The sequence below is a fragment of the Gordonia malaquae NBRC 108250 genome (genome assembly GCF_000344135.1).
Lineage (GTDB): Bacteria > Actinomycetota > Actinomycetes > Mycobacteriales > Mycobacteriaceae > Gordonia > Gordonia malaquae.
Genome location: NZ_BAOP01000015.1, coordinates 80,711 through 107,470, shown reverse-complemented (window position 1 = coordinate 107,470; position 26,760 = coordinate 80,711). Strand labels below are relative to the sequence as shown.

Genomic DNA, 26,760 nt, shown 5'->3' with positions numbered 1-26,760 from the left:
ACGATTTCCGGTCCTGGTGCGGAAATCGTCTCCAACGTGGTGGACAGTCTGGGATCAGCTGCCGAGAGCGGTTTGCAAGTACGGGTTCGTGAAGACGCGCTGCGGGTCGAACCGGTTGCGGACTTCGAGGAACTCGTCGAAGCGTGGGTACACGCTTCGCAGGTAGTCGGCGTCGCGCGTGTGCATCTTGCCCCAGTGCGGACGACCGGCGTGCGACATCATGATGTCCTCGACATCGCGGAAGTAGGCTTCCGACGCCGCGACGTCGTCCCCGGAGAAGCGGTGGACGGCGATGTAACCGGACGCGCGGTCGGATGCGGTCGACAGCATGAGGTCGTCGGCGGCGGCCGCGCGGACCTCGATCGGGAAGCTCACCTTGTGGCCGCGTCGGTCGATCATCGCGCGGATCTCGCGCAGCGTGTCGGGGACGGCTTCGAGTGGGACGGCGTACTCCATCTCGCGGAAACGGACGTCGCGGTCGGAGATGAAGATCCGGTCGGAGCGGTCGGTGTACGTGCGAGCTGAGAGCGCGCGTCCGACGACCTGGTTGATCGACGGGACGGTGCGCGGCGACCGGGCTCCGACCTTGCACAGTGCCCCGAGCAGCTTGTTCGACAGCAGTTCGTCGTCGATGTAGCGCCGGAGGTCGCTTGGGCCGGTGGCCGGGGTGTCACGCGGAACGCGGGTGTTGGTCTTCACGAGTGTCTTCGTGGTGTGGGGGAACCAGTAGAACTCGTAGTGGTCGACGTTCTCGACACGCTCGAGGAACGTCGAGAAGGTCTCGTCTGCTTCGCCGGGACCCTCCTCGGCTCGGATCGAGAACGCGTCGACGCACTGGATCGTGATCTGCGTAAGCACGCCGAGTGAACCGAGCCCGAGTGCAGCGGCCTTCAGGTCGGGGTCGTCTTCACCGATCACCCGGACGGTGCCGGTGCCGTCGACGAGGGTGACACCGCGGATCTGGGTCGAGATCCCGCCGAACGCACCGCCGGTGCCGTGCGTCCCGGTGGACGTCGCGCCCGCGAGGGTCTGCTTGTCGATGTCGCCGAGGTTGGCCATGCCGAGGCCGAGCGGTTCGAGGATCGCCGGGATCTCGTGAAGGTGAGTGCCCGCGCCGAGGGTGACGCGCTTGCGGTCGGCGTCGACACTGATGAGTCCGCGGAGTCCGGACAGCTTCACCTGGATGCCGGGTGCGACGGCGATCTGCGAGAAGCTGTGACCCGCGCCGGCGGGCTTGACCGTCTGACCGCTTGCGGCGGCGGTGCGCACCGCGTCGGCGAGTTCGTCCACGCTCTGCGGCGTGATCAACTCCGTCGGTGTGCACCGTGCGGTGCCACCCCAGTTGGTCCACGTCGCGGCTGCTGTCGTCTGGCTCACAGGAAGCACTTCCCTTCTCCGCGGTAGGTCGGGACCACGTCTACGACGTCGGCGACTCCACTGCTGTCACGTTTGATCAAAGCTACGCGAGCGGCACGTTCGGCCACCTCGCCCGATTTGGTGTGGCGGAACCACACTCGATCGCCCACCGAGAGGCCGCGAGCGGCCGCTCCGGTGAGCGGAGTCTGCACTTCACCGGCCGATTCGGTGCTGATGTACTCGAGCCCTTCGGGCCATACCGGCTTGGGCAGGCGGTCCTGTGCGGGCGGCCCGGACGCGATCCATCCGCCGCCTGCACACGTCACGATTTCGTCGTCCGGACGGCGCAGAACGTCCAGTCCGAACGCCATCGCCGGTGCCGGACGGAAGTGGCGGTAATTGTCGAAGAGATGCCCGCCGAACAACCCCGAGCCCGCAGCGATGTCGGTGACCGACTTGTCTTTGGCGGTCTCCTCGAGGGATCCGGTGCCGCCTGCGTTGACGAACTCGAGGTTCGCGATCTCCCGGAGGGCGCTGATCACTTTGCCGCGACGATGGCGGATCTCCGTCATCGACACGGCCTGGATCGCGGAGACCGCCGTGTTCATCGCGAACTTACCGTCGACGTCGTTGCCGAGTCCGGCCACCTGCGCCTCGTACGACATCACGCCCACGAGAGCGAAGCCGTCACGTCCGACGATGGTGCGAGCGAGCGCGGTCGCCTGGTCGACACTGTGGATGGGCGACCGGCGGACACCGAGGTGAACGCGCCCGCCGACGGCCCGAAGCGACGCGTCGAGGTCGATCGCGACGCGCACCACCGGCCGCTTGGCGGGCGGCAGCACGGCGTCGACCAGGTCGAGCTGAGCGACGTCGTCGACGAGGAGTGTGACCCGCCGACACGCGAGTTCGTCGGCGAAGAGTGTTGCGAGCGCTTCTTTTTTGGCGGTCGGGTAGCCGAGAAGCACATCGGAGACGCCGGACTCGGTCGCGAGCCAGTGGGCTTCTGCGACGTCGAAGGCGAGGACTCCCGCGTACCCGTCACGCGAGAGCACGTCGTCGATGATCGAGCGGACCCGAAGCGACTTCGACGCGACGCGGATCGGCACACCGGACGCGCGTCGTCGCAGGTCGGCGATATTGTGCTCGAGAAGATCGAGGTCGAGGGTCAGGACTGGGGAGTCGAGCCTGGCGCGTCGTACGGCGTCGTCGATCGCCGCCCAGTCGGGGCGCGGGGTGTCGACTGCGGGGTTGTCAGTCACGGGTGTTCTCGCCTTCGGTGAACCTGAGTGGATCAATCGATCAACTGTTGTCGAATACAGCATAGGGCATAGTCGGACGAAAGTGTGTCCGAGGCCACCCTCGCGAGACGATTACGCTGGTCGGGTGACCTTCACATCAACTGTCAGACGCCTGCCCGCACCGGCCCCGCTGCGCGCGATGGGCGCATCCGCGGACGCGATCGCCGAAGCGACATCCGGCTCGCCGAACCTCGTCGACGGAGTGTTCACCAACGTCGAACCGGTACCCGACACCGAAGGTCCCGGCGCCGGGACGTTTGTCGACATGATGCGTCGCCCGGGCAAGCCGAACGGGGTGCTTCCGGTTCTGCGACCGGTGTTCGCTGACGAGCCGTCTGGACTCACGATCACCTGGCTCGGGCATGCGACCGCTGTCGTCGACATCGACGGTGTCCGGGTGCTCCTCGACCCGGTGCTCAGCGATCGATGCTCACCGTCGCAGTTGATCGGTCCCAAGCGGATGCACCGGGTCCCGGTGACGGCGGCCGAGCTCCCGCAGGTCGACGTGGTGCTCCTCAGCCACGATCACTACGACCACCTCGACTATCCGACGATCCGCACGATCGCCGCCGCCCAGCCGCACGCTCGGTTCGTCGCGCCGATCGGCGTCGACGCTCACCTGCGGTCGTGGGGAGTGAGTGCCGACCGGATCAGCACGGCTGACTGGAAGGGCGACGTGACGCTCTCTGTTCGGGAAGTGGATGTGCGTTTCGGCTGCGAACGCGCCCGACACTTCTCGGGGCGTGGTCTCACCCGTAATCAGACGCTGTGGGCGAGTTGGGCGATCGTCGGGCCGTCGCACTCGGTCTTCTTCTCCGGCGACACCGGTTTCACTGATGCGTACCGCGAGGTGGGGGAGCGATACGACCCGTTCGACGCGACGCTCATCGCGGTCGGGGCGTACGACGTCCTCTGGCCCGACATCCACCTCAACCCCGAGGAAGGCGTCACTGTTCACGGTCTGGTCAACGGGGGTGATCGAGGCGGCCTCCTCATTCCCATCCACTGGGGTACGTTCAACCTGGCGCGGCATTCGTGGGGCGACCCGATCCAGCGACTGCTGCCCGCAGCGGAGTCGGCGGGGGTCGAACTGTGTGTGCCCCGGCCCGGCGCCGCGCTCGACGTCGACGCTCGCGTCGGCACGGCTTTCGACGATCCGACCTGGTGGGAGCGCTACCTATGACTTCGACGACCGACCGTCTGCCCGGACTGACAGCGGCGGAGGTCGCTGAGCGCGTCGCCGCCGGTCAGGCCAACACGATGCCCGACAAGTCGGGCCGCAGCGTCGCCGACATCATCAGGGCGAACGTCTTCACGAGGATCAACGCGATCCTCGGCGTGCTGTTCGCGATCGTCGCCTTCACCGGGTCGTTCATCAACGGTCTCTTCGGTCTCCTGATCATCGCCAACAGCGGCATCGGCATCATTCAGGAGATTCGAGCGAAGAAGACGCTCGATCGTCTGGCGATCGTCGGCCAGACCAGGCCGGTCGTCCGTCGTGACGGTGTCGCCACCGAAGTGGCGCCCGATCAGGTGGTGCAGGGCGACATCATCGAGCTCGGCCCCGGCGACCAGATCGTGGTCGACGGCGAGACCGTCGAATCGGAGTCCCTGGACGTCGACGAGTCTCTGCTGACCGGTGAGGCCGATGCGGTCGACAAGTCGCTCGGCGACCCGATCATGTCGGGAAGCTTCGTGGTGTCCGGGTCGGGTGCATACCGGGCGACGAAGGTCGGCGCGGACGCGTACGCCGCGCAACTCGCGGCGGAGGCCAGCAAGTTCACGCTCGTGTCGTCCGAACTGCGCTCCGGCATCGACCAGATCCTCAAGGTGATCACCTGGCTGTTGATCCCGGCCGGCATCCTGACGATCATCAACCAGCTGTTCATCAGCCAGAACGGCCTGCGAACCGCACTGCTCGGCATGGTCGCCGCGCTCGTCCCGATGGTCCCCGAAGGACTCGTCCTGATGACGTCCATCGCCTTCGCCGTCGGTGTCGTCCGGCTCGGACGCCGTCAATGCCTCGTCAACGAGCTTCCGGCGATCGAGGGCCTGGCCCGCGTCGACGTGGTGTGCACCGACAAGACCGGAACGCTCACCGAGAACGGCATGCGGCTCTCGGAGATCCGCGTCGTCGACGATTCGGTGACTCCGGAGTCAGTGCAGACGGCGATGGCGGCGCTCGCGGCGGCGGATCCGCGTCCCAACGCGTCGATTCAGGCGGTCGCCGAGGCGTACCCGGACGCACCCGGATGGTCGACGTCGGCGATCCTGCCGTTCAGCTCGGCAAACAAGTTCAGCGGCATCTCCTTCGTGGACGGCGACGGGACCGATCGCGGCAACTGGTTGATCGGTGCGCCCGACGTGCTGCTCGACCCGGAGTCGGAGATCGCGCAACTCGCATCCGACCTCGGCTCGACGGGCCTGCGCATCCTGCTCGTCGCCACCTGCGACGCACTCGTCGACACCGTGCCTGCCACGGGCAGCAACCTGCCAGGCGTGATCACACCCGTCGGACTGATCGTGTTGGAGCAGCGGGTGCGCCCGGACGCCAAGGACACGATCGAGTACTTCGAATCGCAGAACGTCGCGGTGAAGGTGATCTCCGGCGACAACGCACTGTCCGTCGGAGCGGTCGCCGCGTCGCTCGGACTCGGCGAGCCCGAGCAGGCCGTCGACGCACGGAAGCTGCCGACCGACTCTGTCGAGTTGGGGAAGGTGGTGGGCGACGCCGACGCGTTCGGCCGCGTCCGCCCCGACCAGAAGCGTGCGATGGTGCAGTCCCTTCAGGGGAATGGGCACACCGTCGCGATGACGGGCGACGGCGTCAACGACGTCCTGGCGCTCAAAGACTCCGACATCGGCGTCGCGATGGGCTCGGGTTCGTCCGCCGCCCGGTCGGTCGCTCAGATCGTCTTGTTGGACAACAAGTTCGCCACGCTCCCGTACGTCGTCGGCGAGGGCCGACGCGTCATCGGCAACATCGAACGCGTCTCCAACCTGTTCTTGACCAAGACCGTTTACGCCGTTCTGCTCGCGTTGCTCATCGGCATCGGCGGTCTCGTCGCGAAGGGATTCGGCTGGGCGCCGATCAGCTACCCGTTCCAGCCGATCCACGTGACGATCTCCGCGTGGTTCACGATCGGCATCCCGGCGTTCGTCCTGTCGCTTGCGCCGAACAACGAGCGCGCTCGCACCGGGTTCGTGCGCCGAGTGCTCACACAGGCGGTTCCGAACGGCATCATCATCGGCCTGTCGACGTTCGTCTGCTTCCTGCTGGTCAACCGCGACTACACCGGTGCGCTCGCGAGCTACACCGGCAACGTGTTGCTCTCGCCCGCAGACACCGCTGCCGCGATCGCCGGGGCATCGCAGACCATCGGTGCGCAGCAGACCCAGGCCGCTACGGCGGCGCTCGCGACGATGATCGCGATCGCCGTGTACGTGCTGGCGGTCGTGGCGCGCCCCTACACGTGGTGGAAGGCGGTGCTGATCGGCGTCTCGGTGGTCGCCTACGTGCTGATCTTCACGGTGCCGTTCAGCCAGCGGATGTTCCACCTCGACTCGTCGAACGCAGGCATGATGGCCGTCGCCGCTGTGTGCGCGGTGGTGGGCTGTGCCGCAGTGGAGATCAGCACACGGGTGTTGAAAGCAGCTCTCGACCGACGCGCCGCGGCCTGACCGGTACTAAGATGTCGGCATGGATCTCTCAGGACTGGTCAACAAGGCCAAGGACGCACTCCGCTCGAACCCCGACCTGATCGAGAAGGGCGGTGACATGGTCGACAAGGCGACCGGAAACAAGTACGCCTCGCAGGTCGACAAGGCTCAGGACGCAGCCCGCAAGGCGGTCGGCGCTCCGGAGAAGGACGCCGACAAGTAGCTCAGAGGCGAGGAGCTTTCGGGTGACGGCGATACGCCGACACCGAGGGCTCGTCGTCCACCCAGAAGCGCCATGGTCGGTCAGCGGCCAGGCGCACACCGACACGCGGCCCGGCGACGACATCGCCGGGTCGTTCGTCGTCCTCGGGCAGTAGATGCACGCCGTCCGGCGCGGTCACGTCGGCGCCGAGATCGGCCTTGGTGATGCCGAGGGCTCGGGTCAGGTTGCCGGGGCCGCGGGCCAACAGGTCGTCGTCGACCACGCCTCGTCGTTGTCGTGCCAGGTCGAGACCGTCGACGACCCTGCCCGCGCGGATCAGCACGGCTGAGCCGTGACCTTCGGGACTGGTGACGATGTTCGCGCAGTGGTGGCCGTGCATCTGGTAGACGTACAGCCGCATCGGCGGGCCGTACATGATCTCCGACCGCGGTGTCCGCGTGTAGGCGTGCGATGCGGGATCGTTCGGGCCGTCGTACGCCTCCACCTCGGTGATCAGCACGGACACGCCGTGGCCGACCAGTATGCGGTACAGCAGGTTACAGGCGTCGGCGCAGACGCTAGGCTCTGGGACCATGGCCAAGACCAGTGACTCCATCCATGTCGACCTCTCGCCCGAGGATACCTTCGCGGCTGCCGCCGACCTGTCCCGCTACGACGACTGGCTCGTGATGCACGACGGCTGGCGCAGCGAACTGCCGTCCGCCGATCAGCTCGGCAAAGGCACCAAGGTGTCGTCGGTGATCAGCGTGAAGGGCGCCCGCGTGCGTTTCGCCTGGGAGATCGAGAAGTTCGACCGACCCCGCGAAGTGGTCCTCAAGGGCAGCGGAAAGGGCGGCGTCAAAGCGAAGATCAATCTGACGGTCGCGCCGGACGGCGACGGATCGATCATCACCTTCCTCATCGACCTCGGCGGCCTCCCGCTCATCGGACCCGCGGGTAAAGCTGCCGCGATGGCCGTCAAGGGCGACATCGGCAAGTCCCTAGAGAAGTTCACTGCGCTCTACGCCTGACTGAAATCCTGCGTGTAGATCGTTACCCGAATCGGGTAACGATCTACACGCATCTTGCCCACAGGGCCTGTGGACAACGGGGTTGGCGGTTTCGGCTCCTGCGCGCACACTCTGCCCCATGGGGGACGAACGTGCATTGAGGGTTCTGATCGGACTGCAAGACGGCGTCATCGCCCGGACGCAGGTTCTCGAATGTGGTTTCGGGTCGGCGTACGTCAGGCAACAGCTTCGATGTCGGGCATGGGTCGCCGTCTACCCGGGTGTGTATGCGACGCATACCGGTGCGCTCTCGTGGCATCAGCGGGTGTGGGCCGCGATCCTCGATGCGTGCCCTGCCGCCGCGAGCCACGACTCCGCGCTTTCAGCCGCAGGCGTCGGCCGTGAGCCGCGCCGGGACGACCCGATTCATATCGCGGTCGAGGCAGGCAGGAAGGTCACCCGACGCCCCGGTATGATCGTTCATCACCGGTCACTGTTCAACCAGGACGTCCTGGATCACACGACTCCTCCACGAGTTCGCCTCGAAGAAGCGCTCATCGATGTCGCGAGCGAGACGCTGAACGAGATGAAAACCATTGCGACGTTGTCCGACGCGGTGGGGTCGCGTCGCACCACTCCAGATCGGTTGTTGAGCGCGGTCGTCAGACGAGCTCGCCTTCGGCATCGAATGCTGATCGAAGGCTTACTCGCGGATCTGCGAGACGGCGCGTGTTCGGCGCTAGAGCACAGCTATCTCACCCGAGTGGAGCGCCCGCACGGACTGCCGTCGCCGGTGAGGCAGGCACCGACAGGAGCTGGGCGACCCGGTTTCCGAGACCTCGACTATCCGGACTGGGGCCTGGTCATCGAACTGGACGGGCGAGCTCACCACGACAACGCGCGCGATCGCGATCGCGACTTGGAACGCGATCTGGACGCCGCTGTCGTCCTCGATCGCCATACGATTCGGCTCGGTTGGGGACAGGCGCATGTCCGATCGTGTTCGACCGCGGTGAAGGTAGGGCGATACCTGTCGTTGCTCGGCTGGCCGGACAGCCCGCATCCGTGCACGTCCCCGAACTGTGTGGTCTAAGACGTGTGTAGATCGTTACCCGAATCGGGTAACGATCTACACACGTGATCGGTCGCGGAGGGCGCGAGCCTTGGTGATGGCCGCGGACTTGCCCGGAGCGTCGGCGAGGGCGTCGAGACCGGGCCACTGCGACGCATCGGCGGGAGCGAGACCGCGGGTGACGGCCTCGTCGAGCTGAGGTGCAACGGTTAGGGCCAGGTCGAGGACACGGTTCGCCCACTTGGGGATCGTGTCGCCGGCTCGGACGACGTCGCCTGCGTGACGGATCGATTCGGTCAGGATCGGCCAGAGGGCGCGCAGTGAGCGAGGCTCGTGCTCGATGGCGCGGACCATTCGCGCCGGACTGATCACCGGATGTCGCAGCAGGAGCCGCATCGCAAGGCCGACAGCCTCGGCTTGCAGCACGCCGTCGAGCGCACACGACGCCACCGTCCACCGGGCGTCCTGTGTCTCGTTGATGAGCGTCGCCAGCAGGACTGCGGTCATCAACACCGTGACCGGGGGTTTTGTACCTGACCCAGCCTGATCTCGGCTGTCTCCGACAGCGATACCGGTACCGTCCCATCGCAGCCAGACGTCGAGGCCGCCGTCAGACGCCCGGCACTGGCCCTCCTGCTCGATGTCGTATGTCCAGCCCTTGCGGATCGCGAACGCACGATCCGGCAAGTGCGCGAACGTCGCCGTGATGACGAGTTGACGACTCTTCGCGTCGGGGTCGAACCAATCGATCGCCACTGCCGCGTGATCGTCGACGGCGGGTGCACTGCCTGCTCCTTCGGTCCACACGTCCGACAGGTCGAAGCGCGGCGCCACATCGACAGGTACCGGTGTGCGCGACGGCGCGGGCAGAGTCCCGGCAAGCGCACGGGCGCTCTTCACGGCCACCGACGAACCGGTCCGATCGGCAAGAGCACGCAGGCCGGGGACATCCAACGCCGACGAGTCTGCGAGGCCGTCGACGACCGCAGACCGCACAACGGGCAACACGGATCCCACGACGTCGACGACTGTCTCGGTACCGGACAGGATGCGCTTCTGCGCTGCGGAAGCGGCGAGCAGATCGTCGAGGACCGGCCAGACGACGGCCGTCAACCCGCCCTCGGCGAGGTCGGACAACGTTCGGGCGAACGCCGCGATCGACGACGGAGTGTCGGCCCAGTCGAGATACCGCACATCGGCTGCTCCCGGGCGGAGAAGACCACGATCGAACGCCTCGTACACCGCAGTCTGGCCGTCAGTGGCGTCCCGCGGGTGAAAGCGACGCTGAGCGGCGAGCAAGTTGACAGCCGCACCCGGTGACAACGGGTCCCGGCGCCGCGCCGCTTGCCGGAGCGTCGGCCCGTTGCCGTGGTACTCGTCGAGAACTGCGACGGGCGTCATCGCGGTGTCGCCTTGCCAACAGGGGAAGACCCAGAACTCGGCCGTCTCGCCGTACTCGGAGGCGATCGGTTCGAACTGCTTGAGCCAGGAGGGGGCCACGATGTCGCCCGGCGTCCACCGCCGCCAGCCGCGGCCCGAGACCAACCCGGGGTCGGCGACGGGCTCGGCGAGCGCTGCAGCCGCCAGTCGTCCCGCAGTCTGGTCGAGAACGGTCCCGTCGTACGCGACCACCTTGATGTCGATCTCCGAGAAGTCGACGTCCGGCGAGGAATCGACGTCCATCCGCAGCAGTGCAAGAGCAAGGTCGGAGGCGGCCGCTGCGACGCCGGATCCGACATACTCGCGTAGCCGGGCGAGGAGATCGGCCGGGTCCACACGCAGGTCGTCCCACGACGGCTGCGAGAGTACGCAGGGCAGTTCACCGTTGCGGAGCAGCAACTCGGCATCACGCCGGCGGACGATCGGCGCCCACGACTGCGGATAATTCGCCATGATGTCGGCGAGGTCGCCGTCCAACCACGACCGGACCACCGACAGACCGGTGGTGGCGGCGTTGGGGACCCCGGCGAGTGCGGTGCGCACGGCGTCCGGAGACTGTGCGCCGAGGGTCGCCGCGCAGGCGTGGAACTGCTCCACCACCACGTCAGCCGCTGTCGCCTCGCCTCGTTCGAGAAGCCTGCGTGCGAGGTCGGTGAGGGCCTCGGGCGACACCGGGCCGGGTTCGAATCGCGGAACGTCCCAGACGTCGGGCACCGACCGCCAGACGGCGAACGATGAGGCGGCCTCTTGCGCCGGAGGCTCCACTTCCCATGTCGTGGCGAGCGCTGCGAGAGGCTTGACGAGTTGGCGGGCACCGGAGAGTGCATCGAGTTCGGCGAGCACGTCGTCGGAGTTGGACGGCACAGGCCGGGCCGCGAGTGCGTCGACGACGATCCGCCTGGTCTTCGCGGGCTTAGCAGTGAGAGCTGCGGACACGACATCGGGGAGGAGATCGTCGTCGACGGCTCCGATGAGGACGGGCGCCACGCGGTCGGTGACGGCGGGAACCCCGGCGGTCAAGAGCGGGATCAGCTCCTCGGCACGGTCCGCGAGGCCCGACGACGGCACATTCAGGTCGTCGAGCAGGAACCCGAGCCAGCCCGCGAGGTCGCCGGGGCGGACCGCGGACTCGAGGCCGCCGAACGCCAACGACTGCGCGACGTCGGAGTCGAGGAGACCACGTTCGACCGCGGCGGCCAGAGCAGGTCGCAGCGGTCCGGTCATCGGGACGTTCATGGCCGTCGCCGCGTGTGCGTACTCGTCGAACCGCGGTGCGAGGACGCCCACGTCGAGTCCAGCCTGCGACCAGAAGTCGGTGCGATCGCCGGTGAGCGCGGCGTTCGAATGGACTGCCCAATCCTTCAAGAACTCGATGTTCATCGGCACCTCGGCCGAGGTGAGCTCGACAGCGGTGATCGCGCCGGCACCGAACCCGGACGGGCCGTGAGTGAGTCCGCGGCGTGAGCTGACGCATGCTCGTTGGACGAAATCGGCGGCGTACGCGGCACCACGGTCGGCGACGAACTGGCCGAGCACCTCGGGCGGCACGTTGTACTCGAGCACACTGACTGCCCGTCGGGCGTCCACCCCGACAGTGATCGCGAACAGCGCGAGCTTCGACGCCGACCTGCCGCCTATCAGCGACACCCGCCCGTAGGAGCCGCTCGAGGTCTCGGCGAAGTCGATCCAGGGGCCCTTTCGAAGGCCGCGCAGTGCCGTCGCCCGGTGCTCGGCCGGGCATCGTTCGGCGGTGGGCAACTCGGCGAAGTCCAGGGCCTCCCAGCCGACGGCGTCGTAGACGGCGAGAGCGTCGTCGAGATCAGTCATCGTTCTCCTCAATTGATCCGCCGCAGGTCAGGTACACCGCGAGGACATGTTTGCACGGTCCGCGGGCGGTGCCGTGCTTCATGTACCAGGCGCACGTGCACCGGCTGCCGTCGACGCCGCCGGTCGGGCCGAGCGTCACTCGGTACATCCCGCCGGACGGATTCGCGACGGTCCAGGCACCGTCGGACGCTGTCACCGCCCCGGCCTCGACGAGGGCGCGAGCGGCGACGAGGCGCGGGTTGTCCTTGCGGACGCGGTCGGGGTCATCGGGCAGTTCGCGGTGGAACCACGATTCGTCGTGAGCGTCCCAGCCGACGCGCCCGGACGATGCCAGCACCGCGAGCGCACCCTCTGTTCGCGCGGGAGTCAGAGCGGCGTCTCTACTGAGCCGTCCGACGTTGATGATCGGTTCGAATGCCAGAAGCGCGGACACGAGGTCGGCGTGGTCGAGCACGGTCGGCGACGCCAGTGCTTCGAGCAGGCTGCCTTCGCCGGAGAAGCCTCGCCACGGTTCCTCGGTGAGACCGAATGACAGTCGTGCGCCCGGCAGTTCGATCTCGATGACACTCGGGGACTCGCCGACACCGAGTGCGTACGCGGTCAGCCCGGTTGCGTGCACAAGCATGCGCTTCGCGGCGGCCAATCGGTGGAGCCCGTTGACGTAGACGCCGCCCGGCGCGGGCCGCGGCGACAGCCGTGCGCCGGTACGGTCGGGGACGAGCCATCCGCGTTGAGCTGCCGCCGTCGCGTGCGGAAGCGAACCGAGGAAGGCTCTGGTCTGCCGCCGGTCGAGCGTGAATGCCGAGACTGCGGGCCGGTGCATCTGTGAGACGTTTCCGAGCGCCCGGATCCACCGATCGGGCATCTCGACGGGTCGCTCGTGAGCGTGAGAATCGGGAGTCGCCACGCTCAGCCCTCCGTCGCCGATGTCGACGTGAAGGAGTTCGCCGCGTCGGACCCTCGCGAGTGCGCTGCGCATCGTGGGGTTCAGGTCGACGTTGGTGGTGCCGTGGCCGATGTCGCCGCCGTCGAAGCCGGAACTGAGCAAGTCGAGGCGGGTGTACACGCCGTTGCACGCGGAGAAGCACTCGGCGCGCAACCGATCGCCGTGCGCCGTGAGAACCGGATCTCGCAGGTTCGACGGCGTGTACTGGAAGTATCGCGTCGCGGTCACGTCCGCGAGTGTCAACAGGCCCTGCGCGAAGACCGCCGGATGCGTCGCGAACCCGTGGAAGAAACTCGGCCGATCAGCGATCCCGTCGGGAGTCAGCGCCGGCGCGAGCGCCAGCCCGACACCGGTGTCAGCGACAGCGGACGCACCGCTGAACGTACGAGTCATGCGCTCACCTTAGTGTCGCCCTTCGACGATCGGCGGAACGAGCCCGGTCGTGACTACCCTGGCGAAAGTCCATGCGATGTGGACTGAGACCTCGGCTACTGAACGGAGACAATGATGATTGTCAGCAGCGCCGACGAGCGGAAGCTCATCGACTCCATTCCCGTGAACCTGCACATCGGTGGGGAGTGGCGGCCCGCATCAGGCGGCAAGACCTTCTCGGTCGACGATCCGTCGACCGGAGAGCATCTGGTGGACGTCGCAGACGCAGACGCCGCCGACGCTGCGGCAGCGTTGGACGCCGCAGTGGCCGCGCAGGACTCGTGGGCCGCCACACCACCGCGGGAGCGCAGTGACATCCTGCGCCGAGCGTTCGATGCGGTGACCGCACGCGCCGACGAGTTCGCGCTGCTGATGACCTTGGAGATGGGCAAGTCGTTGGTCGAGTCGCGCGGGGAAGTGGCCTACGGCGCCGAGTTCCTTCGCTGGTTCTCAGAGCAGGCGGTCCGGATCGACGGGAGGTACACGACTGCGCCGGACGGCAAGTCACGCCTCGTTACTGTGAAGAAACCGGTCGGGCCGTGTCTGCTCATCACACCGTGGAATTTCCCGCTCGCCATGGCGACGCGAAAGATCGGCCCAGCGCTCGCGGCCGGCTGCACCATGGTGGTCAAGCCCGCTTCGGCCACCCCGTTGACGACCCTCCTGTTCGCGCAGGTTCTTCAAGAAGCAGGCGTCCCGGACGGTGTGGTCAACGTGATTCCCACGTCGAGCGCCGGCTCGACCACCGGGCCGCTGATCGCCGATTCCCGGCTGCGGAAACTGTCTTTCACCGGCTCCACGCCCGTCGGGCAGACTCTCCTCGCCCAGGCGTCCGACAACGTCCTGCGCACATCGATGGAGCTCGGCGGCAACGCCCCGTTCCTCGTGTTCGCCGACGCCGACGTCGACGCTGCCGTCCAAGGGGCTGTCGCTGCGAAACTTCGGAACATCGGCGAAGCGTGCACGTCGGCGAACCGCTTCTACGTGCACGAGGACGTCGCCGACGAGTTCTCTCGGAAACTGGGCGAGGCGTTTGCAGCCAAGCGAGTCGGCAGGGGAACTGAGGCGGGCGTCGACCTGGGACCGTTGATCGACGACGACGCCAGACATCGGGTGGCCGCCCTAGTCGACGACGCAGTCTCCAGAGGTGCGACCGTCGTTGTCGGAGGCTCGGTGATCGACGGCCCCGGATACTTCTTCGAGCCCACCGTCGTCACCGATGTGCCGGCCGATGCTCGGGTGATGTCGGAGGAGATCTTCGGTCCAGTGGCGCCGATCGCGCGTTTCTCGACGGAGGGTGAGGCGATCGAACTCGCGAACTCAACTCCGTTCGGGCTGATCGCGTACGCCTACACAACCGATCACGACCGGATTCTACGGCTCCCGAACCGTCTGGAGACAGGAATGCTCGGCATCAACTCGGGAGTCATCTCCAACCCCGCGGCGCCCTTCGGCGGGGTCAAACAATCTGGCCTCGGGCGCGAAGGCGGGTACGAGGGCATCGAGGAATACCTCGAGACCGTGTACGTGAACATCGCTCTGACCTGACACTCGCGGCAGACTGCGGCGACACGATCGATCAGGCGACAGAGATCGTGATCGTTCCGCTGAACGTGCAGATCGCTGCGCCGCCGGGGTAGGCGACGGACAGCAGAGGCGTCCAGGTCACCAGTTCGGCCAGGCCGGAGGTGCTGGTCATGACCACCTGAGGCGAACCGAGGTTCTGGTTCGATCTGGCGTTCATGTACAGACCTCCCGCGGGTGCGGTTGCCGAGTAGGTGACCGCGCTGCTCGGGATCGTCATTGCAGGACATCCGAATCCGTTCGACGATGCCGTCGCCGTCCACGATCCGCCACCGCCTGACGCCACGGTCACCAGCGGCAGGCTTCCATTGGCACTGGTGGCGCCGGGAACGATCGTTCCGTATCCCCCGGTGCTCACGGAGAGTCCGCTGGCCGCGAGTGGACTCACGCCTGCCCTGGCACGGGGAGGAGTCGAGGAGGTCGACGGCGCAAGCGTCGACGACGACGGCGTGCTTGATGAGGGCACCGGTTCGTCGGAGGTTGTGGTCGTCGGAGGCTCGAGTTCATCCGTCGTCGACGAAACTGGTGCGGTCGGCTCGTCAGTCTCCTCAGCAGATGTCGTCGGTGTGACAGACGTGCTTGTCACAGGCTCTGCGTACGCTGTCGGCGCGAGTGCGCTCACTGCGACGAATACACTGGCGGCCGCTGCGGCGCACGCAAGGGCGGGCCTACGGGCGGTCATGCCGACTTGTCCTCGCCCGTTGCTGTCGCTGTGCGGCGACGTCGGTACAGAAAGTAGCCGAGTGCGGCTGCAGCGAGAACAACAAGGATTGTGACGGTCAGTGGCAGTGCGATCGATCGGGAAGCGGGACCGGAATCGGCGGCTGCCCTGAACGTGACCGTCTGATCGCTGGTGTGCTTGTGAACACCACTTTGCAGCGCAACTGATGCGTTCCATGGGCCGTCCGGCAGGCTCGCGCTGTTGGGGACGGTGAAGACGACATCGGATGAGGCGCCCGGAGGGATCGTGACGCCGGTGGAGCCGACGGTGCCTGCACTCAGATCTCCCGGACCCTTCGTCAGCTTCAGCGTTCCGCTCACGTCGACAGCGCGTCCGCCGGTGTTGGTCACCGTTGCGATCACCGTTGCACCGTTGTCGTCGCCGCGACTACCGGTAACGCTGTCGATCGAGAAATCGGAAGGGGGCCCGTTCCCGGCGCCCACCGAGAGGTAGACGCGGACTCCGACTCTCGATTCCGCGCCGATTCCGCCGTCCTTCCCGGGGGTCGTCAGGGACGCCCACACCACGCCGTAATGCTCCATCTCGGGAGCATCGGCCGGAACTTTGATAGTGACCGCGACTTTGGCGGTCTCGCCGTTGTCGAGCGTGACGCTCGGCTGGTCGACCTTGATCCACGACGTGAGTGCATTCGTCGCACCGGGCTCGTCCGGGACGAAGGTGTTCCCCACGATCTGCGCCGGTCCGGCGTACATCCGCACAGTTGCCTTGGCACCCGTGTTGTTCGTGACCTGGACTCGCCGCGTGATAGTCGCTCCAGGTTTCACGTTGTCGACGATGTACAACTTGGCGCGAGGATCGTCCTTCGCCTTCGCCGGTACGTCGAGCAGTCGGATGCCAATCGATCCCTCCGGGGTCGACGGTTCGGCATTCGCCGCGGGAGCGAGACCTGCGGCGATGGCGAGGACTGCGACGAATGCGGCGAGAAGGGCGCGGGCGAGGCTCAGGGGGCGCATGCGGGATCTTTCTGGTGGGGTAGCAGGGGTGCGGGGTGCGCACCCCGGCTGTCAGAGCTGGCGCTCTACGACTGATCAGGCGACGGAGACGGTGATCGTTCCGCTGTAGGTGCCGATCGACGCGCCGCCGGGGTAGGCGACGTTCAGTGAGGGTGACCAGGTGGCGACTTCGAGCGGCCAGGTGAGCCCGGAACGGTTCACGACGGCCTTCGGGCCGTCGAGGGTCTGGGCGCCGGTCGAGGCGAGTGTTCCGCCGCCGACCTTTCCTACGACCGCATTCGCCGTGTATGTGACTGCCGACTTCGGGATCGTCTGGTCGTCGCTCACGAAGTCGGTCGACGATGCGGTGGTGGTCCACGCACGAGGCGAGCCGTTTCGATTGTCGCTGACCGAGACGGGAGGCAGCGCGCCGGTCGCGGCGGTGCCCGCCACGTTGGGGACGATGGTGCCGAGCGGGCCTGCGGTGATCGACAGATCGCCGCCCTGTCCGGCGACGATGAAGGTGACGTCGGTGTTGGCCGACGGCGCGGCGTGCGCGACGGCCGGAACGGCGAGGCCGGCTGCGGCCGCGAGGATCGTCGCGGCCAGGATGGGTTTACGCATGAGGGGTACCTCTTCTCAGGCTCAATGTGTTGTCAGAACACGGGAGGGACCTCGGATGCAGACCCCTGTACCCGACAGCCGAGGTGAGACGAGTCTGAGTGCTGTCGCGCAGGGAGTCCATGTACCCAATCGGGGGACATCGGGATCGTCCGTGCGGATCGCTGTCCGACATCAGTTGCGACGAATTTCCGCTGACCAGGTTCTTTGACCAGTGGGGACGCTGTCGGACTCAAGTCGCGAGTCGCTGGTCGATGACATCGGTGCGCCGGTGCTCGGCACGGATCACTCGCCGCTCCGCTCGCTTTCGACAGAAACTCGGACAAGTGGACTCCCCAGGACGCTTGGATCGGCTTCCCTCTTCGGAGCCGACACGGGCGACGCCAGAGGCTGGAACACTCTCACGTAGACTTCTCGCGTCGGGCCGCGCATCCCCATCGCAGCCCGTGCGGTCGTGCATCATCGACGCGAACCGTTCTCGCTCTCGTAGCTCAGGGGATAGAGCACCGCTCTCCTAAAGCGGGTGTCGCAGGTTCGAATCCTGCCGGGAGCACTTGTCACGCATCAATGAGAAGACCCTGCGCGTCATCGGCATCGGCCCGGGCGGCCCCCGTCAGATCACCTTGGAGGCGGTCGACGCCATCGCGGCGACCGACGTGTTCCTCATCCTCGACAAAGGGGACAGGACCGCGGAGCTGACGGCGGCCCGCACCCGGATGCTGGACGAGCACGCACGTGCTGACCACCGGGTGGTTGTTGTGCCCGACCCTCCGCGCGATCGGGATCCCGTCGACTACGAGGCAGAGGTTCGGCGCTGGCATTCGGCGAGAGTCGATGCGATCGGCGCGGCTCTCGACGAGAACCTGGCCGAGGGTGGAAGTGCGGCGATCCTCGTGTGGGGCGACCCGGCACTCTACGACTCCACTCTTCGGATCACCGACCGCCTCGTCGAGCAGCGCGACGATCTCACGGTCGAGGTGATCCCCGGGGTGACCAGCGCGTCTGCCTTGACCGCCGCGCACGGGATCGTGGCGCACGGCGTCGGCGAACCGATCACCACCACCACCGGGCGCAGGCTCGCGACCACCCCGGACGGCGCCGATCTCAATCAGATCGTCATGCTCGACTCCGCGCTCGCCTTCCGCGAGACGGCGTCACCGGACGACGTCGTCTATTGGGCGGCGTACGTCGGCACCGACGATCAGATCCTCGTGAGCGGACGAGTCGGCGACGTCACCGACGAGATAGTCGCCAAGCGTGCCGAGGCACGTGAACGGCTCGGCTGGATCATGGACATCTACCTGCTGCGCAAGCACGGCTGAGCTCAGGCGGAACCGCCGGCGCGCGAGTCGCCCGCATTGATCGTGCATTGTGTCGTCAGCACCTTCGGGTCGGCGCCGCGTACCTGGGAAGTGGCCTCATCGATGGCGCCTTGTCGCGTCGTCGACCAGCCCCAACCCCAGTACAGGTTGGCCTGCGACTGCGCGATCGAGCCGCACGCGTTCCAGAAGCGGAGCACCGTGGTGCACGACGACGCGCTGCATTGCGACAGTGCCGCACTGTCCGCCTCCGCCTGGGTTCGATTGTTGATCGAGTAGCCGACGTCGCCGGTCGACGTCGACATCGCGATCGCGCCGTAATACGTGTACGACGAGGTCGACGTGGTGGGCGGGGTGTAGCTGGTCGACGGATCGTACGTGTACGACGGATACGAATACGAGGGGTATGAGTACGACGGGTACCCGCTTGAACTCGGGACGCCGCTCGACGACGACGCTGCGGTGACGTTCTTCGGTGAATCGTCACGCACGATCAACCACGTCACCAGTCCTCCGACGAGGAGGACGGCGCCGACCAGGGCGATCCAGATGATCGCCTTGTTCGATCCGCTCGGCGGCTGACCGCCCGGAGGGTACTGGCCGGGGAACTGCCCATACGGCTGTTGCCCGTACTGACCCTGCCCGTACTGACCCTGCTGCCCGTATTGGGGCTGGCCGAACTGTGCGCCGTACGGCTGCTGCGGCTGACCGAACGGCGGCTGCCCGCCGTATTGGGGTCCACTCGGGGGCTGCGCCGCTCCGTACTGCTGCGTCTTGTCGTACGGACTGTTGCTCGGCGGAGGCGTCTGACCATGCTGGGTCGGATCGTACGGGTTGTAACCGCCCGGCTCCGGGCCCGGTTGCTGCGGATCGCCGTTCGGCCACTGCGGCCCGTTAGTGTCAGCCATGTCATTCAGAATGACACCGGTCGGCCGGTACGACCAGTGCGAATATCGTCGCGGAGCGCGCCAACTCCGCAATTCCGGAGTAGGGCATCGGTCACCAGGGAGTACTGACCGCGTCGAGGACGTCGTCGGCGATCTCGGTCCGACAGATGATGAAGTCAGGCATGTACGGCTGAGGGTTGTTGTAGACGATCGGGCGGCCGTCGAGACGGCTGCAGTGCAGCCCGGCCGCGAGCGCGACTCCGACCGGTGCGCAGTTGTCCCACTCGTACTGCCCACCGGAATGGACGTATGCGTCAGCATCGCCGCGGACGACGGCCATCGCCTTCGCGCCTGCCGAACCGATCCGGATCGCGTCCATGCCGAGCCTGTCGGCCACGGCGGCGGAATGGTACGAGTGGCCGTACCGGGAGACGGCGAGCCTGCCCGTCAGCGGGCCGTCCGCGAGCGGTACGTCGTCACTGCGAAACAGTTCGCCGTGAGCGGGCAGAGACACCGCCGCCACCTCCGGTAGACCGTCCACCGCCAGTGCGACGTGCACCGCCCAATCGGCCGTGCCCATCGAGAACTCGCTGGTGCCGTCCAACGGGTCGATGATCCAGACGCGAGACGCCGTCGACCGGTCGCCGACGTCCGCCGCCTCCTCGGATAGCACCGCGTCGTGGGGGCGATGAGTCCGCAGAACCGTCGAGATCCACGCCTGTGCGAGAGCGTCGCCGACATCACCGAGGAGCCGTCCGCCGATCAGATCGCCGTGCCGGATACCGCTCAGAACCTCACCGGCGCCCACTGCGATACGGGCGGCGAGCTCGGCGTCCGACAGGCGATCAGTCATCCACTTACCAAATCACATCCCGTGAAGGACACTGGTGACATGCCGGAACTCCCCGAAGTCTCCGCGATCGCGGCCTACCTCGACTCCCGCATGGCCGGGCTGCCGATCCGTCGGGTCGACGTCGCGTCACTGTCCGTGCTCAAAACCGCGGACCCGCCATACTCGGCCCTCGTCGGACGGGTTGTGACAGCCGTCGACCGCATCGCGAAGTACCTCGTGATCCGCACCGACGGGGACGACGGGGAGATCGATCTTGTCATCCACCTTTCCCGGGCCGGATGGGTGCGATGGAGCAGCGATCTCTCACCTCGGCCGCTCAAACCGGGCGGCAAGAGCCCCATCGCGCTGCGCGTCCACTGTGGACCGCCTGGAGAAGGATTCGACGTCACCGAGGCCGGCACCCAGAAACGACTCGCCGCGTGGATCGTCCGCGACACGGCCGACGTGGAGCGGATCGCGACGCTCGGCCCCGATGTTCTGGAACTCTCACGAGGCGACTTCGCGACGATCCTCGCCTCACGCACGTCTCGGATCAAGAACCTCCTCACCGACCAGCGGGTGATCAGCGGCGTCGGCAACGCCTACTCCGACGAGATCCTGCACACCGCGAGGCTGTCGCCGTTCGCCACCGCCAAGACGCTCTCGGAGGAACAGGTCGGCGCGCTGTACGACGCGACGCGGTCGGTTCTGCTCGATGCGACCCGCCGCTTCGAAGACAGCGAGGTCGCGACGATGAAGTCCGAGAAGCGGACCGGGCTTCGTGTCCACGCGCGTACCGGCATGCCATGCCCGGTGTGCGGCGACACCATCCGCGAAGTGTCATTCGCCGATCGATCGTTCCAGTACTGCCCGACATGCCAGACCGGCGGCAAAGTGCTCGCCGACCGCCGGATGTCGCGCCTGCTGAAGTAGCCGCTCGGGGTCGGATCAGCGGACGCGGGTCTCGATGAGGGCGACGTTGTAGTCGTCCCACCTCGAGGCGTTGAAGTACAGCTCCGAGCCCGTGCCGCGCAGTGCAGGCGACGACGGAAGCATCATCGGCGCATACAGCTCAAGGCTCGGCGGTGTGATTCGGCGTCCCGGGCTCCACGGGCCCTGCGGATGGCTCGCGGTCCGCAGTCGCACCCCGTGCGGACTGTCGAGCATCACGTACTTCCGCAGCACCGGGCTCCATTGAACCGACAGTTCGGTCACCGGACCCCGGACGATCGGAGCAGGGCGCGAACCGGCGCCGCCCCAGCGCGAGCCGGTCCAGTACTGGTAGCGACCCAGGTTCAGGATGTCCGACGGGCGGAAGCGGGCGATGTACGCGTTGCCGAACCGTCCGTTCGGGGTCCCGTACTGGTAGATCCACCCGGCGTCCGGACCCGCACCTTTCACGTAGGCGCTCTGCTGGAACACCGAGTCGATCGGGTTCCACGGCAGATTCGGCCGGACAGTCGATTGGGGCGTCACCCAGGATCGGCCGTTGTTAGACGACACCGCCGTGCCCGAATAGTTGGTGTACCAGCGGCTCGGCGGACCCCACGCGCGAACTGACATGAAGTTCACGTACTGCTTGCCTCCGATGGACACGCCCGCGGTCGGGATCTTCGTCTTCTCGATGCCGGAGAACCCGAGGGCCCCGAACATCGGACCCGCATAACCCGAGCGCTGCAGGGTCAGGCCGTCGGACAGGTTCCGGTCCGTCGAGCGCAGGAGAGTGTTGTTCCGCCAACCGAGGCCTTGTCGGAGACAGTTGCCGAACGTGTCGCCGAACGCCATCAACGTTTGACCGCGTCCGTTGTCCCACGCGACGCCGACATCGGTGCCCGAGATCCCGAACCGAGTGAAGGTCTTGTTCTTGCTGAGCGGGCCGGTGACCCACGAGACGGTTCTGGTCCGGCCGTTGTTGAAACCGGGGAGCGGCTTCTGCGGACCTTCGGCTGCGCCGCCGCGAGGCAGGCCGAGCGAACCGGTGTTGAACGGCAATCGTATTCCGGTGCCGGAGTTGCTGCACGCACCGGTGGCATCGGCGGTCGGGAGCGGAGACATCGGCGACAACAGGGTCAGGGTCGCAGCGACAGCGGTTCCGATTCCGGCGGCGGACAACAGTCGGGGCGTTCGGCGCATGAGAGGTACCTCGGTCGAATGGACGACATGGTCACCGCCATTCTTACCGGTCCGTCCCGGAGTTCGTGGCGATTCGCGACACTGGACGATCAGCGTCGGAGTCGACTGCGCAGGAGGAGGACGTTGTAGTCGTCCCACCGTGAGGCGTTCATGTACAGCTCCGGGCCGGTGCCACGCAGGGCAGGCGACGACGGCAACATCATCGGCGCATACACGCTGATCAGCGATGGGAACAGGAACCTGGGCAGACTCCACGGCCCCTGCGGGCGGTCAGCTGTCCGCAGGTGGACGTTGAGCGGGCTGTCGACCATCACGTACTTGCCGAGGTACTCGCTCCAGGCGACGGACACCTCGGTCACCGGCGCGCCGACGACACGTCGCACGGAGTCGATGTTCGGGGACCATCCCGAGCCGGTCCAGTATTCGTATGCCGACAGGTCGAGGATGTCCGACGGACGGAAACGTGCGACGTACGCTGCGCCGAAGCGACCGTTCGGAGTCCCGTACTGAAAGATCCAACCGGCGTCGGCGCCGTGGCCCGCGACGTATGCGCTCTGCTGGAACTTGGCGTCGTTCGGCCGGACGGACGGCCACCCGGTCGGCAACGGGACGGCGATCGGAGCATTGACGCGGATCGTCGACGGTTCCGTCGTCCAGGTCTGGCCGTTGTCGGCAGAGACGGCGATCGCCGAGAAGTTGGTGTCCCACATTCCGGCGGCGCCCCACTTCCGGACCGACATGTAGTTGACGTACTGCTTGCCTTCGATGGCGATGGCGGCCGTCGGGATCGTCGTGACCTCCACACCGGGCCAGCCGATCGCGCCGATCATCTGCCTCGCATACCGGGGAGCTGTAGCCGATACCGACGCGCCAGACGTGGTGTCGCCCGGAACACCGTCGGCGATCGTGAGGCCGTCTGACAGGTCGGTGTCGTCAGTCCGCAGAAGGACGTTGTGTCGCCACTGCTTGCCGCTGACGGTGCAGTCGCCGAATGTGTCGCCGAACGCCATCAACGTCTGGCCCGCGCCGTTGTCCCACGCGATGCCCAGATCGGTGCCGGAGATCCCGAATCGCGCGAACGTCGAGTTGGGGCTCCGCGGGCCGGTGACCCACGAGAGCACCGCTGATGTGCCGTCGTTGTACTTCGGCAGTGCGCCCTGCGGGCCTTCGGCGGTCGGTCCGGGGGCGTCGCCGCTGCCTGATCCGAGCGAACCGGTCGGCAGGAACGGGAGAGAAGATCCATTGCCCGCGTTGGGGTTCCCGCACGGTGCGGCCGAAGCCGCGCCCGGGAAGGCGAACGACACGGTCGCCACGCAGCATGCTGCCGCGACTCCTGCTGCAAGACGGCGCGGTCGCATACCTGTCCTCCGATGAAACTAATGGGGCAAAAGTGATTGAAGTGACTAAAGTGATATCACGGTGCGGGGTGTAGTGCGCGTCACGATCCAGTCACGATCGCCGCAGGTAGATTCGCTGTCGTGACTCAGACTCGCGACAAGATCATCATCACCGGCGCCAGCTCCGGACTCGGCGAAGGAATGGCCCGTGAATTCGCCTCGCGGGGACGCAGCCTCGGACTGGCGGCACGACGTCTCGACCGCCTCGATGCGCTCGCCGCCGAACTGACGACTTCGCCGAAGGTCGCGGTGGCTCGTCTCGACGTGACCGACACCGACGCCGTTCGCACCACGTTCCGAGCCCTGTCGGCAGACCTCGGCGGCGTCGACCGCGTGATCGTCAACGCGGGCCTCGGCAAAGGCGCCCCGATCGGCACCGGCAAGGCCGCGGCCAACATCGAGACCGTCCAGACCAACCTGATCGGTGCACTCGCGCAGATCGAGGCCGCGCTCGAGATCTTCCGCGAACAGAACCACGGGCACCTCGTCCTCGTCAGTTCGATGAGCGCGGTCCGTGGACTCCCCAAGGCGCAGGCCGCGTACTCGGCGTCCAAGGCCGGGCTCGCGACACTCGGGCAGGGACTGCAAGCCGAACTCGCCGGCACGCCGATCACCGTCACCGTCCTGCTGCCCGGCTATATCTCCACCGATATCAACCGCGGTGTGAAGACGTCGATGATGACTGACCTGGACACCGGCGTCGCATCGATGGTCAAGGCGATCGAAGCCGAGCGCGCCCGCGCCGCCGTCCCCGGCCTGCCGTGGACGCCGATCTCATGGGCGCTGCGATACCTCCCGGATGTGATCACGCGTCGAATGGTCTGATGCGGTCAGGCCTACAGGGGCAGCCATCCGGGCCACCACGCGGGCCGTCCGGTGGGGCAGTCCGGTGTATGGCCCGGGACGTCCAGGGCGAGCACCGCGAGATAGATCGTGATGATCGCGATCAGGGCGCTTGCGGCCAGCGGTATCCAGGGACGTCGACGACCCCAGGCGTTGGCCGTTGCGCCGAAAGTGATGCTGACTGCGGCGAAGGCCGCTGCCGTGATCAGCGGGCCGAGGACCAACAGGACGTACCAACCCTCTCCCGGGCCGGTGTCGGCGCCGGCGAAGGGCTCGCACGACGCGATCAGCCTGCTGCGGATCGCAAGACTCGCGAAGGCGCTGCCGAAACCGAGCACCGGGCAGATCACGGCCGCTGCTGGAATCAGCCACTCTCGTTCGGTCACCGGCCACCAATCGTCGTATTCGTTCCGCAAAGGCTTCCATACTCCCATCGAGGGTCGCTTCGGCGGGCGTCTGATGTGATCACGCGTCGAATGGTCTGATGCGGTCAGGCGCGTCACAGCGCGACCGCATATGGTGGATAAATGTTGGGCCGCCTCAATGGACATCCAGACAATGGTGATGACTTCGACATCACTGCCACCGTGTCGTGGCATGCGCTCGCCGCGCATCAGCAGCACGTCTACTCACTGCATCTTCGAGAACTGTTCGCGATGGATCCCGAGCGCGGTTCGTCGCTCGTCGTCGACGTCGCCGACCTGCACATCGACTACTCGAAGCACCTGATCACCGCCGAGACGATCGAGCTGCTCGCCAGCCTCGCCCGCGAAGCGGGGCTCGAGGAGAAGCGAGACGCGATGTACGCGGGAGCGCACATCAACACCACGGAAGACCGTGCTGCGCTCCACACCGCACTTCGGCTCCCGCGCGACGCCGATCTTGTCGTCGACGGTCAGGACGTGGTCGCCGATGTCCACGAAGTGCTCGACGCGATGGGCGACTTCAGCGAACGCGTTCGCGACGGCTCGTGGGTCGGCCACACCGGGCGACCGATCACCGACGTCGTGAACATCGGCATCGGCGGCAGCGACCTCGGACCGGCCATGGCCTACCAGGCGCTGCGACATGACCGCCACGAGCGGATCTCGTGCCACTTCGTCTCCAACATCGACCCGTCGAACCTGGTGTCCGTCCTCGATCACTGCGATCCCGCGACCACCCTGTTCATCGTCGCCTCGAAGACGTTCACGACACTCGAGACCATCACCAACGCCGTCAGTGCTCGACGCTGGCTCGTCGGCGCGTTCGACGGCGACGCCTCCGCCGTCGCGAAGCACTTCGTCGCCGTCAGCACCAACGCCGACGAAGTCGAGAAATTCGGCATCGACACCGCCAACATGTTCGGCTTCTGGAGTTGGGTGGGCGGACGGTACTCGCTCGACGCGGCGATCGGCCTGTCGTTGATGATCGCGATCGGTCGCCGCCGATTCGACGAGTTCCTCGACGGCTTCCATCTCGTCGACGAGCACTTCCGCACCGCGCCTCTCGAACGCAACGCGCCTGCACTGCTCGGCCTCATCGGCCTCTGGTACTCCAACTTCTGGGGCGCGCAGACGAAGGCCGTGATGCCGTACGCGGACGACCTCGCCCGATTCCCGGCGTACCTGCAGCAGTTGACGATGGAGTCGAACGGCAAGTCGGTGACGACAACCGGGCGGCAGGTCACCTCACCGACCGGCACCATCTACTGGGGAGAGCCGGGGACGAACGGCCAGCATGCGTTCTACCAGCTGCTTCATCAGGGAACATGGCTGATCCCGGCCGACTTCATCGGTTTCGCGATCCCCACCGACGACCGCGAGACCGTCGACGGCGGCTCGATGCACGACGTCCTGATGAGCAATTTCTTCGCCCAGACGGAAGTCCTCGCGTTCGGAAAGACGGCGGAGGACATCGCCGCCGAAGGCGTCCCGCCCGCGCTGGTCCCGCACAAGGTGATGCCGGGCAACCGTCCGTCGACGACGATCCTCGCCCCGCAGATCACTCCGTCGGTCCTGGGGCAGCTGATCGCGCTCTACGAGCACGAGACCTTCGTGAAGGCGATGATCTGGGGCATCAACCCCTTCGACCAGTGGGGTGTGGAACTGGGCAAGGACAAGGCGAGCGCGCTGCTCGGCGTGGTCTCCCAGGCGGATTCGCCCGCGCCGCAGCCGGACTCGTCGACCGACGCCCTCGTCCGCTGGTACCGCTCACACCGAGGGCGCAAGGGCTGACCGGGCGA

At 66.8% G+C, this 26,760-nt stretch carries 23 protein-coding genes and 1 tRNA gene; 11 read left to right on the top strand and 13 right to left on the bottom strand.

Annotation, left to right across the window (positions count from 1 at the left end; translation table 11 throughout):
• Nucleotides 1-54 precede the first annotated feature (54 nt).
• Nucleotides 55-1,377: a D-arabinono-1,4-lactone oxidase gene (locus tag GM1_RS11845; RefSeq protein WP_008379125.1), complete on the bottom strand. Its 1,323-nt coding sequence runs from the start codon at nt 1,375-1,377 to the stop codon at nt 55-57.
• Complete coding sequence (locus GM1_RS11840; protein ID WP_008379123.1) at nt 1,374-2,618, bottom strand: alanine racemase; 1,245 nt, start codon at nt 2,616-2,618, stop codon at nt 1,374-1,376. Before GM1_RS11840 ends, GM1_RS11845 begins: the two co-directional genes overlap by 4 nt.
• A gap of 124 nt (nt 2,619-2,742) precedes the next feature.
• Between GM1_RS11840 and GM1_RS11835 the strand changes: the two genes are divergently transcribed.
• The 3 genes from GM1_RS11835 to GM1_RS11825 are packed head-to-tail and all read left to right on the top strand — an operon-like array spanning nt 2,743 to nt 6,540.
• Nucleotides 2,743-3,840 carry an MBL fold metallo-hydrolase gene (locus GM1_RS11835; protein WP_223291321.1) on the top strand — a complete coding sequence of 366 codons (1,098 nt, stop codon included), beginning with the start codon at nt 2,743-2,745 and terminating at the stop codon, nt 3,838-3,840.
• The gene (locus tag GM1_RS11830) at nt 3,837-6,338 is read left to right on the top strand and encodes an HAD-IC family P-type ATPase (protein WP_008379121.1); all 2,502 of its coding nucleotides are present in this window, start codon (nt 3,837-3,839) and stop codon (nt 6,336-6,338) included. The genes GM1_RS11835 and GM1_RS11830 overlap by 4 nt, the downstream gene beginning before the upstream one ends.
• Before the next feature lie 19 nt (nt 6,339-6,357).
• Nucleotides 6,358-6,540: an antitoxin gene (locus GM1_RS11825; RefSeq protein WP_008379120.1), complete on the top strand. Its 183-nt coding sequence runs from the start codon at nt 6,358-6,360 to the stop codon at nt 6,538-6,540.
• Nucleotide 6,541: 1 nt separating this feature from the next.
• Here the strand turns inward: GM1_RS11825 and GM1_RS11820 are convergent, their stop codons facing one another.
• Entirely contained in the window at nt 6,542-7,135 is a 594-nt protein-coding gene (locus GM1_RS11820; protein ID WP_008379118.1) for a DNA-3-methyladenine glycosylase, read from the bottom strand.
• Here GM1_RS11820 and GM1_RS11815 point away from each other — a divergent pair.
• Both GM1_RS11815 and GM1_RS11810 read left to right on the top strand, forming a co-directional pair.
• The gene (locus GM1_RS11815) at nt 7,113-7,550 is read left to right on the top strand and encodes a type II toxin-antitoxin system Rv0910 family toxin (protein WP_008379117.1); all 438 of its coding nucleotides are present in this window, start codon (nt 7,113-7,115) and stop codon (nt 7,548-7,550) included. The genes GM1_RS11820 and GM1_RS11815 overlap by 23 nt on opposite strands.
• 118 nt (nt 7,551-7,668) lie before the next feature.
• Nucleotides 7,669-8,622 (top strand): hypothetical protein, encoded by a 954-nt coding sequence (locus GM1_RS11810; RefSeq protein WP_008379115.1) that lies wholly within the window; start codon nt 7,669-7,671, stop codon nt 8,620-8,622.
• A gap of 36 nt (nt 8,623-8,658) precedes the next feature.
• On the opposite strand, the gene GM1_RS11805 is transcribed toward GM1_RS11810, so the two are convergent.
• Together GM1_RS11805 and GM1_RS11800 are read right to left on the bottom strand one after the other, a co-directional pair.
• Nucleotides 8,659-11,868: a hypothetical protein gene (locus GM1_RS11805; protein ID WP_008379113.1), complete on the bottom strand. Its 3,210-nt coding sequence runs from the start codon at nt 11,866-11,868 to the stop codon at nt 8,659-8,661.
• Complete coding sequence (locus GM1_RS11800; protein WP_008379112.1) at nt 11,861-13,207, bottom strand: SWIM zinc finger family protein; 1,347 nt, start codon at nt 13,205-13,207, stop codon at nt 11,861-11,863. Before GM1_RS11800 ends, GM1_RS11805 begins: the two co-directional genes overlap by 8 nt.
• A 111-nt stretch (nt 13,208-13,318) precedes the next feature.
• Here GM1_RS11800 and GM1_RS11795 point away from each other — a divergent pair, with 111 nt between their 5' ends.
• Entirely contained in the window at nt 13,319-14,794 is a 1,476-nt protein-coding gene (locus tag GM1_RS11795) for an NAD-dependent succinate-semialdehyde dehydrogenase (protein WP_008379111.1), read from the top strand.
• A gap of 31 nt (nt 14,795-14,825) precedes the next feature.
• On the opposite strand, the gene GM1_RS11790 is transcribed toward GM1_RS11795, so the two are convergent.
• The 3 genes from GM1_RS11790 to GM1_RS11780 all read right to left on the bottom strand — a co-directional run bounded on the left by GM1_RS11790 (nt 14,826) and on the right by GM1_RS11780 (nt 17,128).
• Nucleotides 14,826-15,188 (bottom strand): hypothetical protein, encoded by a 363-nt coding sequence (locus GM1_RS11790; RefSeq protein ID WP_157435974.1) that lies wholly within the window; start codon nt 15,186-15,188, stop codon nt 14,826-14,828.
• A gap of 320 nt (nt 15,189-15,508) precedes the next feature.
• Entirely contained in the window at nt 15,509-16,525 is a 1,017-nt protein-coding gene (locus GM1_RS11785; protein WP_008379107.1) for a COG1361 family protein, read from the bottom strand.
• Between the two features lie 75 nt (nt 16,526-16,600).
• The gene (locus GM1_RS11780; protein ID WP_008379106.1) at nt 16,601-17,128 is read right to left on the bottom strand and encodes a hypothetical protein; all 528 of its coding nucleotides are present in this window, start codon (nt 17,126-17,128) and stop codon (nt 16,601-16,603) included.
• A gap of 477 nt (nt 17,129-17,605) precedes the next feature.
• Between GM1_RS11780 and GM1_RS11775 the strand changes: the two genes are divergently transcribed.
• Nucleotides 17,606-17,678 (top strand) — tRNA-Arg (locus GM1_RS11775).
• A gap of 1 nt (nt 17,679) precedes the next feature.
• Nucleotides 17,680-18,447: a precorrin-6A synthase (deacetylating) gene (gene cobF, locus GM1_RS11770; RefSeq protein WP_008379105.1), complete on the top strand. Its 768-nt coding sequence runs from the start codon at nt 17,680-17,682 to the stop codon at nt 18,445-18,447.
• 2 nt (nt 18,448-18,449) lie between these two features.
• On the opposite strand, the gene GM1_RS11765 is transcribed toward cobF, so the two are convergent.
• On the bottom strand, nt 18,450-19,352 hold the full coding sequence (locus GM1_RS11765; protein ID WP_008379104.1) for a DUF4189 domain-containing protein: 903 nt from the start codon (nt 19,350-19,352) through the stop codon (nt 18,450-18,452).
• 91 nt (nt 19,353-19,443) lie between these two features.
• Nucleotides 19,444-20,184 (bottom strand): 3'(2'),5'-bisphosphate nucleotidase CysQ, encoded by a 741-nt coding sequence (locus GM1_RS11760; RefSeq protein ID WP_008379102.1) that lies wholly within the window; start codon nt 20,182-20,184, stop codon nt 19,444-19,446.
• 39 nt (nt 20,185-20,223) lie between these two features.
• Between GM1_RS11760 and GM1_RS11755 the strand changes: the two genes are divergently transcribed.
• Entirely contained in the window at nt 20,224-21,096 is an 873-nt protein-coding gene (locus tag GM1_RS11755) for an Fpg/Nei family DNA glycosylase (RefSeq protein WP_008379100.1), read from the top strand.
• A gap of 15 nt (nt 21,097-21,111) precedes the next feature.
• Here the strand turns inward: GM1_RS11755 and GM1_RS11750 are convergent, their stop codons facing one another.
• Both GM1_RS11750 and GM1_RS11745 read right to left on the bottom strand, forming a co-directional pair.
• On the bottom strand, nt 21,112-22,296 hold the full coding sequence (locus GM1_RS11750; protein ID WP_008379098.1) for a glycoside hydrolase family 183 protein: 1,185 nt from the start codon (nt 22,294-22,296) through the stop codon (nt 21,112-21,114).
• Nucleotides 22,297-22,385: 89 nt separating this feature from the next.
• Nucleotides 22,386-23,654 carry a glycoside hydrolase family 183 protein gene (locus GM1_RS11745; protein ID WP_052005382.1) on the bottom strand — a complete coding sequence of 423 codons (1,269 nt, stop codon included), beginning with the start codon at nt 23,652-23,654 and terminating at the stop codon, nt 22,386-22,388.
• Between the two features lie 120 nt (nt 23,655-23,774).
• Between GM1_RS11745 and GM1_RS11740 the strand changes: the two genes are divergently transcribed.
• Nucleotides 23,775-24,518, top strand: a complete 744-nt coding sequence (locus GM1_RS11740; RefSeq protein WP_008379094.1) for an SDR family oxidoreductase — start codon at nt 23,775-23,777, stop codon at nt 24,516-24,518.
• A gap of 11 nt (nt 24,519-24,529) precedes the next feature.
• On the opposite strand, the gene GM1_RS11735 is transcribed toward GM1_RS11740, so the two are convergent.
• Nucleotides 24,530-24,922 carry a hypothetical protein gene (locus GM1_RS11735; protein ID WP_040519978.1) on the bottom strand — a complete coding sequence of 131 codons (393 nt, stop codon included), beginning with the start codon at nt 24,920-24,922 and terminating at the stop codon, nt 24,530-24,532.
• A gap of 141 nt (nt 24,923-25,063) precedes the next feature.
• On the opposite strand from GM1_RS11735, the gene pgi reads away from it, so the two are divergent.
• A complete protein-coding gene (gene pgi, locus GM1_RS11730; RefSeq protein ID WP_008379090.1) occupies nt 25,064-26,752 on the top strand; it encodes a glucose-6-phosphate isomerase in 1,689 nt (562 codons plus the stop codon).
• Nucleotides 26,753-26,760 lie beyond the last annotated feature (8 nt).

Excerpts from the sequence above, each read along its gene's own strand:
- GM1_RS11830 (WP_008379121.1), top strand. The coding sequence starts at position 3,837 with ATGACTTCGACGACCGACCGTCTGCCCGGACTGACAGCGGCGGAGGTC.
- GM1_RS11825 (WP_008379120.1), top strand. The coding sequence starts at position 6,358 with ATGGATCTCTCAGGACTGGTCAACAAGGCCAAGGACGCACTCCGCTCG.
- GM1_RS11815 (WP_008379117.1), top strand. The coding sequence starts at position 7,113 with ATGGCCAAGACCAGTGACTCCATCCATGTCGACCTCTCGCCCGAGGAT.
- GM1_RS11820 (WP_008379118.1), bottom strand. The coding sequence starts at position 7,135 with ATGGAGTCACTGGTCTTGGCCATGGTCCCAGAGCCTAGCGTCTGCGCC.
- GM1_RS11810 (WP_008379115.1), top strand. The coding sequence starts at position 7,669 with ATGGGGGACGAACGTGCATTGAGGGTTCTGATCGGACTGCAAGACGGC.
- GM1_RS11805 (WP_008379113.1), bottom strand. The coding sequence starts at position 11,868 with ATGACTGATCTCGACGACGCTCTCGCCGTCTACGACGCCGTCGGCTGG.
- GM1_RS11800 (WP_008379112.1), bottom strand. The coding sequence starts at position 13,207 with ATGACTCGTACGTTCAGCGGTGCGTCCGCTGTCGCTGACACCGGTGTC.
- GM1_RS11795 (WP_008379111.1), top strand. The coding sequence starts at position 13,319 with ATGATGATTGTCAGCAGCGCCGACGAGCGGAAGCTCATCGACTCCATT.
- GM1_RS11785 (WP_008379107.1), bottom strand. The coding sequence starts at position 16,525 with ATGCGCCCCCTGAGCCTCGCCCGCGCCCTTCTCGCCGCATTCGTCGCA.
- GM1_RS11780 (WP_008379106.1), bottom strand. The coding sequence starts at position 17,128 with ATGCGTAAACCCATCCTGGCCGCGACGATCCTCGCGGCCGCAGCCGGC.
- GM1_RS11765 (WP_008379104.1), bottom strand. The coding sequence starts at position 19,352 with ATGGCTGACACTAACGGGCCGCAGTGGCCGAACGGCGATCCGCAGCAA.
- GM1_RS11760 (WP_008379102.1), bottom strand. The coding sequence starts at position 20,184 with ATGACTGATCGCCTGTCGGACGCCGAGCTCGCCGCCCGTATCGCAGTG.
- GM1_RS11755 (WP_008379100.1), top strand. The coding sequence starts at position 20,224 with ATGCCGGAACTCCCCGAAGTCTCCGCGATCGCGGCCTACCTCGACTCC.
- GM1_RS11750 (WP_008379098.1), bottom strand. The coding sequence starts at position 22,296 with ATGCGCCGAACGCCCCGACTGTTGTCCGCCGCCGGAATCGGAACCGCT.
- GM1_RS11745 (WP_052005382.1), bottom strand. The coding sequence starts at position 23,654 with ATGCGACCGCGCCGTCTTGCAGCAGGAGTCGCGGCAGCATGCTGCGTG.
- pgi (WP_008379090.1), top strand. The coding sequence starts at position 25,064 with ATGTTGGGCCGCCTCAATGGACATCCAGACAATGGTGATGACTTCGAC.